The 414-nt window shown below is 55.6% G+C and carries 1 protein-coding gene; it reads right to left on the bottom strand.

Going from position 1 to position 414, the window contains the following annotated elements:
• Positions 1-413, bottom strand: a 413-nt coding sequence (locus KP705_RS18335) for a transposase (protein ID WP_252348449.1), incomplete at its 3' end; no start/stop codon positions are given.
• Position 414: the final 1 nt, after the last annotated feature.

Here is a 414-nt window from a genome sequence, read left to right as displayed (position 1 = left end):
GGCAGATAGCCGGCGTGCCGCAGGGTCGCGTCAAAACGGTTGAACACACCCTCGATAGCTCCCACCTGCGTCAGGCGCTCACGGAACAGCCAGAGTGTTTTGGCATCAGGAACACGATCTGAAAGCCCCAGCCCAAGGAAGCKCATGAACGACAGGCGATCGTTGATCAGATATTCCGTCCGTTCATCRGACAGATTATTCAGCGTCTGGATCACCAGGATTTTGAACATCAGCACCGGATCAAACGGCGGACGGCCGCCTTTGCTCCCGTCCGCATAGGCCAGAGCCTTCTCCAGGTCAGGACGGAATACTTCAAAATCCACAGTCCGGGAAAACGCTTCGAGCTGGTCACCAAGCCCACTCAGACGAGCCAGGCGATCTTCAACATAAAAAAAACCGGGCTGCATCATCATC

Source organism: Gluconobacter sp. P1D12_c (assembly GCF_018812105.1).
Lineage (GTDB): Bacteria > Pseudomonadota > Alphaproteobacteria > Acetobacterales > Acetobacteraceae > Gluconobacter > Gluconobacter oxydans_A.
The sequence above is the reverse complement of the archived record's forward strand: the minus strand, read 5'-3'. Positions and strand labels throughout refer to the sequence as shown.